This is a genomic window from Kitasatospora sp. MBT63 (genome assembly GCF_000710465.2).
In the GTDB taxonomy this organism is placed as follows: Bacteria; Actinomycetota; Actinomycetes; order Streptomycetales; family Streptomycetaceae; genus Kitasatospora.
The window spans coordinates 3,829-12,122 of record NZ_JAIZ01000686.1 but is presented as its reverse complement, the minus strand read 5'-3'; the positions used below and the strand labels follow the sequence as shown (position 1 = coordinate 12,122).

General features: G+C 73.3%; 5 protein-coding genes. All 5 read right to left on the bottom strand.

The window, feature by feature from the left end:
* A partial coding sequence (gene ffh / locus AA75_RS36010; RefSeq protein ID WP_033824623.1) for a signal recognition particle protein occupies positions 1–1,511 on the bottom strand: 1,511 nt, incomplete at its 3' end.
* A 203-nt stretch (positions 1,512–1,714) separates the two neighbouring features.
* Positions 1,715–4,159: a [protein-PII] uridylyltransferase gene (locus tag AA75_RS36005; RefSeq protein ID WP_033824609.1), complete on the bottom strand. Its 2,445-nt coding sequence runs from the start codon at positions 4,157–4,159 to the stop codon at positions 1,715–1,717.
* 233 nt (positions 4,160–4,392) lie between these two features.
* On the bottom strand, positions 4,393–4,731 hold the full coding sequence (locus AA75_RS36000; protein ID WP_033824608.1) for a P-II family nitrogen regulator: 339 nt from the start codon (positions 4,729–4,731) through the stop codon (positions 4,393–4,395).
* Entirely contained in the window at positions 4,731–6,062 is a 1,332-nt protein-coding gene (locus tag AA75_RS35995; protein ID WP_033824607.1) for an ammonium transporter, read from the bottom strand. The genes AA75_RS36000 and AA75_RS35995 overlap by 1 nt, the downstream gene beginning before the upstream one ends.
* A 444-nt stretch (positions 6,063–6,506) precedes the next feature.
* Positions 6,507–7,964 (bottom strand): hypothetical protein, encoded by a 1,458-nt coding sequence (locus AA75_RS35990; RefSeq protein WP_199520496.1) that lies wholly within the window; start codon positions 7,962–7,964, stop codon positions 6,507–6,509.
* Positions 7,965–8,294 lie beyond the last annotated feature (330 nt).

The following is an 8,294-nucleotide window of genomic DNA, read 5'->3' as shown; positions in this document are numbered from 1 at the left end:
CCGAGGCCGAACGCCCCGCCGGGGGCCGGGGCCTGCTGGGCGCCGCCGGGGCCGAGCGCGCGGCGCTCGGCGGCCGCGGCCTCCTCCTGGGCCCGCTTCAGCGGGTTGCCGGACTTCTTGCGGCCCTTGGCGGGCTGGGCCTTCTTGGCGGACTTCTTGCCACCGCCGCCCATCCCGGGGATGCCCGGCATGCCGGGGATGCCCTTCCCGGAGGCCATCGCGGACATCATCTTGCGGGCGTCGAAGAAGCGCTCGACCAGGTTGTTGACCTCGCCGACGCCCGAGCCCGAACCCTTGGCGATGCGGGCCCGGCGCGAGCCGTTGATGATCTTCGGGTCAGCCCGCTCGGCCGGGGTCATCGACTTGATGATGGCGCCGACGCGGTCGACGTCCTTGTCGTCGATGTTGTTGATCTGCTCCCGGATCTGGCCCATGCCGGGCAGCATGCCGAGCAGCTTGGAGATCGAGCCCATCTTCCGGACCTGCTCCAGCTGGCCCAGGAAGTCGTCGAGGGTGAAGTCCTTGCCGCCGCCCTGCAGCTTGGCGGCCATCTTCTCGGCCTCGGCCTGGGAGAAGGTCTGCTCGGCCTTCTCGATCAGGCTGAGCATGTCGCCCATGCCGAGGATGCGCGAGGCCATCCGGTCCGGGTGGAAGGCGTCGAAGTCGTCGACCTTCTCGCCGTTGGAGGCGAACATGATCTGGCGGCCGGTGACGTGGGCCACCGAGAGCGCGGCGCCACCGCGGGCGTCGCCGTCCAGCTTGGAAAGCACCACGCCGGTGAAGTCGACGCCCTCGAGGAAGGCCTGCGCGGTGGTGACCGCGTCCTGGCCGACCATGGCGTCGACGACGAACAGGACCTCGTCCGGGTCGACGGCGGCGCGGATGTCCGCGGCCTGCTGCATCAGCTCGGCGTCGATGCCCAGGCGGCCGGCGGTGTCGACGATGACCACGTCGAACTGCTTCTGCTTCGCGTACTCGATCGAGTCGCGGGCCACCTGCACCGGGTCGCCGACGCCGTTGCCCGGCTGCGGGCCGTAGAAGGCCACCCCGGCGCGCTCGGCGACCACGCCGAGCTGGGTGACGGCGTTGGGGCGCTGGAGGTCGCAGGCGACCAGCAGCGGGGTGTGCTTCTGGCTCTTCAGCCAGTGGCCGAGCTTGCCCGCCAGGGTGGTCTTACCGGCACCCTGGAGACCGGCCAGCATGATCACGGTCGGGCCGGTCTTGGCGTACCGCAGGCGGCGGGTCTCGCCACCGAGGATGCTGATGAGCTCCTCGTTGACGATCTTGATGATCTGCTGGGCCGGGTTCAGCGCGCCGGAGACCTCGGAGCCGAGGGCGCGGTCCTTGACCTGCTTGATGAAGGCCCGCACGACGGGGAGCGCGACGTCCGCCTCGAGCAGGGCGATCCGGATCTCGCGCGCGGTGGCGTCGATGTCCGCCTCGCTGAGGCGGCCCTTGCCCCGGAGGTTCTTGAACGTCGCTGCGAGGCGGTCGGAAAGAGTGTCGAACACGTCGGTCGCGGGTCCCTTGCGGCATCGGTTACGGGTACTGTCGTCGCCCCCAGGGTATCCGCCCACCCGCCGAACGGTCTCCACCCCGTCCCAGCGCGCGGTCCCCCGACCGGCGGGCACCGCACTGACCAGCACCTCCGTCAGCAGCGGCAGGTCCGTCCCCGGGCCCGCCCGCCCACGGGCACCGCCCCAGGTGTCCCCGCTCAGGCCAGTGCCTGCTGCACCTCCCGGGCCACCTCGCGGGCCCGCTCGGTGCTCAGCGCCCGGCCGGCCGGGTCGGTGACGTAGAAGGCGTCGACGGCGTCCGCGCCCAGGGTGGACACGTGCGCGGTCCGCACCCGCACGCCCGCCGCGTCCAGCGCCCGGCCGATCCGGTGCAGCAGCCCGGGGGCGTCGTGCGCGCGGACCTCCAGGATGGTGGCGCTGCGCGAGGCGCCCGGGGCGACGGCGACCACCGGTGGCGGGGTGGTGATGCCCCGGCGGCGCGGCGCGGCGGCGTCCCGCTCGGCCAGCTTGCGGGACACGTCCAGCGAGCCCTCCAGCGCGCGCCGCAGGTCGGCCCGCAGCCGGGCGGTCTCGGGCAGCTCGCCGTACTCGGCGGCGACCGTCCAGGAGATCACCAGCACCGGCCCGGCGCCGACCGGGTCGAGCTCGCGCAGGCTCGCGGCGCGTACCCGCAGCCGGTGCAGGGCGAGCACCCCGGCGACGGTACCCAGCAGGCCGGGGCGGTCCGGGATGGCGAGGGTCAGCTCGACTCCCATCGGTTCGGTGGCCGGCGCCTCGTGGTCGGTCTCGGCGTGCAGGGCCAGCGCCGGGCCGCCGGTGCGGGCGGCCTCGACGGCGAGGCGCTCCTCGTCGGCGGTCGGCTCGGCGTCGGCCGGGAAGCCGGCGTCGCCTGCCAGCTGGGCGGCCGCGCGGGCCACCAGGCCGGACACCAGGGAGGCCCGCCAGCTGCTCCAGGCCGCCGGACCGGTCGCGGTGGCGTCCGCCTCGGTGAGCGCGTGCAGCAGTTCCAGCTGCGGCAGGCCGCCCACCACCTTGGTGATCAGGTCGACGGTGGCGGGGTCGTCCGGGTCCCGCCGGGTCGCCGTGTCGATCAGGGTCAGGTGGTGCCTGACCAGCAGGGCCAGCGTCTCGGTGTCCGCCCGGTCGAAGCCCATCCGGGCCGCCACGTCGCGCACGATCACCTCGCCGGCCTCCGAGTGGTCGCCCGGCCAGCCCTTGCCGATGTCGTGCAGCAGCGCGGCGACCAGCAGCAGGTCGGGCCGGGCCACCCGGCGGGTCATCGCGGCGGCCCTGACCGCCGTCTCGATCAGGTGCCGGTCGACCGTCCAGCGGTGGACCGCGTTGCGCTGCGGGCGGCAGCGGACCCGCTCCCAGTCCGGCAGCATCCGGCTGACCAGGCCCTCCGCCTCCAGCGCCTCCCAGACCGGCAGACAGGCCTCCCCGGCGCCGAGCAGGGTCACCAGCTGCTCGCGGGCCTCGTCCGGCCACGGCACCGGCAGCGGCCTGGTCTCGGCGGCCAGCCGCCGCACGGTGGCGTACGAGATGGTGAGCCCGGCCTGGGCGGCGGCGGCCGCCGCGCGCAGCGGCAGCACCGGGTCCTGGGCCGGACGGGCCGCCTGGGCGAGCACCGCCTCGCCGTCCTGCTCCACCACGCCCTCGGCGAGCGGCCGGCGTTCGACCGCGCCCCTGGCGGGCTGGCCGCCGGTCCGGCCGGCGCCGGCGAACGGGAAGGCGAAGCGGGCGATCCGGCGGCCCCGGCCGCTGCGGGCGGCCAGTATCCGGTCGACCGAGCGCCAGGTGACGTCGCCCGCGTAGGTGATCGTGCGGGCGGCCTCGTACACCTGCCGGAGCAGGGTGTCCGCGTCGAGTACGCCGAGCCGGGCGGCGACCTGGTCCTGGTCCTGGAGGCTGAGCCGATCGGTGGCCCGGCCGGTGACCAGGTGCAGGGCGTCGCGGACGTCGGCCAGCCGGGCGGCGGCGGCCTCCAGGCCGTCGCGCGGGGCGTCCGCCAGCCAGGTGGCGGCGATGGCGCGCAGCGCCACCACGTCGCGCAGGCCGCCGCGGGCCTCCTTGAGGTCGGGTTCGAGGAGGAAGGAGAGCTCGCCGTGCCGCTCGGCCCGGGCGCGGCCGAGTTCGTGCAGTTCCGGCAGGCGGGTGGGCGCGGCCGCCCGCCAGTCGGCGAGGACGGCCGACCGCAGGGCCGCGGTCAGCTCCGGGTCGCCCGCGACGTGCCGGGCGTCGAGCAGGCCCAGCTGTGCCTTCAGGTCCTCGGCGGCGACCGCGCGGGCCTCGGCGAGGGTGCGGACCGAGTGGTCGAGGGCGGCGCCGGAGTCCCAGACCGGGTACCAGAGGCGTTCGGGCAGTTCGGGGTCGAGGGCGCCGTCGTGCAGCAGCAGGACGTCCAGGTCGCTGCGCGGGGAGAGTTCGCCGCGGCCGTAGCCGCCGACCGCGACCAGCGCGGTGCCGGGCGGGGCGCCGGCCTTGCGGTGCAGGCCGGTCAGCCAGCGGTCGGTCAGCCCGGCCAGCGCGGTGCGGCGTTCGGCGCCGGACAGCGCCGGGTCGGCGAGCAGCCGGGCGCGGTCCGCGCCGTGGTCGTCGCCCGGGCGGGCCGGGCCGGAGGGGTGGGTGTCGGTCGTGGTCACGTCGTGGTCCCCATCCGTGTGGCAAGCGGGTGCCTGGTACGCCTGCGGCGGCAGTGCCTCACGCGCCTCGGCGACGGTGCCCCGCGTACGCGTCGGCGACGCTGCCGGATACGCCTGCGGCGGACCTGCTGTGGGCAGGTCCGCCTGGGGCCGATTGTGCTGAATGGTAGGGCCTGGCCGGCAGATCACGTCGGACCAGCGCGGGCCGGTCCGGCGGGAGCCGCCGGGCTCCGCTAGAGCGCGTCGGGCCCGCGCTCGCCGGTCCGGACCCGGACCGCCGTCTCGACCGGGACGGACCAGACCTTGCCGTCGCCGATCTTGCCGGTGCGGGCCGCCTTGACCACGACGTCGATCAGCTGCTCGGCGTCGTCGTCCTCGACCAGGATCTCGATGCGGACCTTGGGCACCAGGTCCACCGTGTACTCGGCGCCCCGGTAGACCTCGGTGTGGCCGCGCTGCCGGCCGTAGCCGCTGGCCTCGGTGACGGTCAGGCCGTGCACCCCGAACGCCTGCAGGGCGTCCTTCACCTCGTCGAGGCGGTGCGGCTTGATGACTGCGGTGATGAGCTTCATCAGGCGTCGACCTCGGTCTTCTTGGCGGCGGCGGTGGTGTGGGCGGCGGTGGCGGCGGAGACGGCCCGGCCGAGGCTGGCGCCGACGGCGGAGAAGTCGTAGGCGGACTCGGCGTGCTCGGCCTGGTCGATGCCGGCCACCTCGACGTCCTCGGAGACCCGCAGGCCGATGGTCTTGTGGATGGCCTGGCCGAGCAGCCAGGACAGGACGAAGGAGTAGACCGCGACCACGGCGACACCCATCGCCTGCTTGCCGAGCTGGCCGAGGCCGCCGCCGTAGAACAGGCCCTGGGCGCTCTGGCCGACGTGGCCGGTGGCGAAGAGGCCGATCGCCAGCGAGCCGATGATGCCGCCGACCGCGTGGACGCCGACCACGTCGAGCGAGTCGTCGAAGTTGAAGCGGTACTTGAGGCTGATCGCGGCGGCGCAGGCGGCGCCGGCGACGATGCCGATGGCGATCGCGCCGAGCAGCGAGACCGAGCCGCAGGCGGGGGTGATGGCGACCAGGCCGGCCACCGCGCCGGAGGCGGCGCCCAGCGTGGTGAACGCGCCGTGCTTGATCTTCTCGTAGGCGAGCCAGCCGAGCACGGCGGCGGCGGTGGCGACCTGGGTGTTCAGGAAGGCCATGCCGGCCACGCCGTTGGCGGCCAGCGCCGAGCCGGCGTTGAAGCCGAACCAGCCGAACCAGAGCAGGCCGGAGCCGAGCATCACCAGCGGCAGGCTGTGCGGCCGCATCGGGTCCTTCTTGAAGCCGACCCGCTTTCCGAGCACCAGGCACAGGGCGAGGCCCGCGACACCGGCGTTGATGTGCACCGCGGTACCGCCGGCGAAGTCGATCACGCCGTTGCGGTCGCCGAGCCAGCCGCCGTTGCCGCCATCGAAGAAGAACACCCAGTGCGCGACCGGGAAGTAGACGACGGTCACCCACAGGGCCACGAACAGGGCCCAGCCGGTGAACTTGGTCCGGTCCGCGACGGCGCCGCTGATCAGCGCCGGGGTGATGATCGCGAACATCAGCTGGAAGGCCGAGAACGCCGTGACCGGGATGGTCCCGGTGATGTCGTTCAGGCCGATCCCGCGCATTCCCAGGAAGTCCAGGTTACCGATCAGGCCGGCCCCGGCGTCCGGGCCGAAGGCCAGCGTGTAGCCGTACAGGACCCAGAGCACGCTGACGATCGCGAGCGAGATGAAGCTCATGACCAGCATGTTGAGTGTGCTCTTGACCCTGACCATGCCTCCGTAGAAGAAGGCCAGACCCGGGGTCATCAACATGACCAGGGCCGCACAGATGAACACAAAGGCGGTATCGCCCGCGCTGAAGCCGTCCGGCATCGGCGTCTCCTCTGGGATGAAAGCCGCTCCACACCCGGGATCCCTGTCCCGTGCCCACCCGGGGTGTCGGCGATGAAGAGGAGAGTGCCGAAGGCGGGTTTCGGCCGATGCGGCTCGGTGTTTCACCGCAGTGACGTGGTTGACGCGCGCGTTACGAGGACGTGAACTACGGCCGTGCCATGACAGATCTTGCGATACCGTGCGGCCGCGCGGCACCGGACGTGCCGGGAACGTCACCGACCGTGGAGGCCGTCTCGCTGCGGGGGCGGGGGAGCCCGTTCGGATGCGAGTTTCGGCGGCCTCCACGGTCGGAGCCTCGGTGGACCATCGCCGGATCGCGCGCGGGGACGGCCGGCGCGGCGGCACTGCGGTCGGATCCGGCGGGCGGGCGGTCGGTCAGGTCGCGGGCCGGCCGGATCGTGGGTCGGTCAGAGTGTGGGCCGGTCAGATCGCGGTCGCGGCGAACTCCGGGATGTCCTGGACCACCCGCTCGGCCAGCCGGGAGACCTCAGGGACGCCCTTGTACTGCCGGGTGGCCGCCTCCGAGGTCTTGCGCACCCGGGTGTTGAGCCGCTCCGAGCGCACCTTCTTGGCGATGTCCACGGCCTGCCCGCACATCACGGCGGCCTGCTCGGGCTCGTTCTGCAGCAGGTGGACGCTGGCCATGCCGACCAGGTTGAAGGCGTACGAGCGGACGTGCTCGCCGTCCTGCCGGAACAGGTCGACCGCGCGCTCCATCACCGGGGAGGCCATCGAGGCGTACAGCGGGCTGCGGGAGGAGTGGTAGGCCAGGTCCCGGAAGGAGTGCGCGTTCTCCGCGTTGAGCTCGGCCTCGGAGAAGAACTTCAGCCAGTCCGGGGTGTCGTCGCCGGGCCGGCAGTCGCTGAAGGTGTCCTCGGCCAGCCGGGCGGCCCGGGCGCAGCGGTTGACCTCGCCGATGGTCGCGTAGGCGCGGGCCTCCATCGCGTACAGCAGGGCCTGCTGGCGCGGGCCGGCGGTGTCGCGGCTGCCGTACTGGGCGAGGTGGATCAGCTCCAGGGCGTCCTCGCCCCGGTTGAGGTGGATCATCTGGCGGCTCATGTCGGTGAGGATCAGGGCGCCGAACGGCCGGTCCCCCGCCTCCTTGGCGGCGTGCAGCGCGAGCACGTAGTACTTCTGCGCGCTCGGGTGCATGCCGACGTCGTACGACATCCAGCCGGCCAGGTGCGCGAGCTCGGCGGTGAGCCGGAACAGCCGCCGGGTGGTCTGCTCGGGGTAGGTCTCCTGGAGCAGGTCGGTGACCTCGTGGAGCTGGCCGACCACGGCCTTTCGGCGCAGGCCGCCGCCGTTCTGGGCGTCCCACTGGCGGAACATCTCGGTGGTCTGCTCGAGCAGTTGCAGCTCGGGCTCGGAGAGCCGGCCGGTGTGCGGCTCGCCGCCGTTGGCCGCGGTGAGGATGGGCATCGGTGCTCCGCCGGGACCGGGGGTGAGCCAGCGCTGCATCGGTTCGATCAGCGCGGCGCCGGCCGTCAGGGCCAGCGAGGTGCCGAGGAAGCCCCGGCGGTTGAGCATCAGGTCGCTGCGCGAGTACTCGCTGATCAGCTGGACGGTCTGCTCGCCGCTCCACGGCAGGTCGACCCCGCCGCCGACGGTGGAGACCGGGACGGCGGCGCGCAGCCCGAGGTCCTCGACCGAGACCACCGAGCCGAACCGCTCGGAGAACAGCTCGGACATGATCTTGGGGATCGGCTCGCGCGGCTGCTCGCCGTCCAGCCAGCGGCGCACCCGGGAGGTGTCGGTGCTGACGTGGTGCGCACCGATCTGCCGCGCCTTGCGGTTCACCTGGCGGGCCAGCTCGCCCTTGGACCACCCGCTGCGGGTGAACCACGAGGTGAGCTTCTCGTTCGGTTGCTTGTCTCCCATGCGAACGCCCATCCCGCCCGGCCCCGGCCGGGGCCCCGATCGTGTGCCCGACGGTTGCGGGCTCTTGTGCTCGACGTGCCGTGCTTGCGGTGCCTCGTGCCGTGCCTCGGTGCGCTGTGCCATGCCTCGATACCGGCCACCGAAGTGACCGGTTCATTGCTTTCCGTATGCCGAACGTAACGCTCCATCGGCCATCCGGGGGAGCATGGCTCGGAAAACGCCACCTTTCGCCACCCCCACGGGTGAACTACGCGCGCACCGTGAGCGGTTCACTGGTAGTCAGCCCGGCGTGACTCCGGCACATGCCGGGTCGGCCGAGGAGGCTCCACG

What these genes read in the sequence shown, in the direction of transcription:
- AA75_RS35990 (WP_199520496.1), bottom strand. Translation starts at nt 7,964, where the DNA reads ATGGGAGACAAGCAACCGAACGAGAAGCTCACCTCGTGGTTCACCCGC.
- AA75_RS36000 (WP_033824608.1), bottom strand. Translation starts at nt 4,731, where the DNA reads ATGAAGCTCATCACCGCAGTCATCAAGCCGCACCGCCTCGACGAGGTG.
- AA75_RS35995 (WP_033824607.1), bottom strand. Translation starts at nt 6,062, where the DNA reads ATGCCGGACGGCTTCAGCGCGGGCGATACCGCCTTTGTGTTCATCTGT.